At 28.2% G+C, this 532-nt stretch carries 1 pseudogene; it reads right to left on the reverse strand.

Annotated elements, in window-relative coordinates:
* Positions 1-532, reverse strand: a pseudogene (locus tag HMPREF9131_RS01410) (transcription-repair coupling factor); the annotation flags it as partial.

Consider the following 532-nt stretch of genomic DNA (forward strand, 5'->3'; position numbering starts at 1 on the left):
AAATATGGATAGTAATATTTTATGGCTTGGCAGAGCCTCACCAAAAGTTATCATTTCAGTAATCGTTTCAGAGTTTTCAAGCTCTAAAGTTTCTTCTCTTTCTAATATCTGTTTTGGTTCATTTAAAATACTTATAGTATCTTCACCTATAAAATCAATAATTCCAGACAACTTATCCTCATTTAAAAAAGGAATTATCAGATCAGGGTTTTGTATATACTCATCTTCAACAAGCCTATTTTTGTAAAGTGAAAATTTTTCAAGAAGCCTATCTTTTCTTTCTCCGCTCAGCTTAGTTTTATTAATTTCATTTTCAATTTTTTTTGCAGCATTTAACCTATCATCTTGAGAAATTAAAATATCAAGAGTGGGATAAATCTTAACAGAATCAATAAAATCAATTGACCTTTGACTTTCTAGTTCAAAAGTTCTAATGGAATCAATTTCTGTATCAAAAAGTTCTATTCTGTAATTATCAGAAAATGTCGCAATATCAATAATATTACCTCTTATTGAAAATTGACCCATACCT

Origin of the sequence: Peptoniphilus sp. oral taxon 836 str. F0141 (genome assembly GCF_000179335.1) — a bacterium.
GTDB lineage: Bacteria > Bacillota > Clostridia > Tissierellales > Peptoniphilaceae > Peptoniphilus_A > Peptoniphilus_A lacrimalis.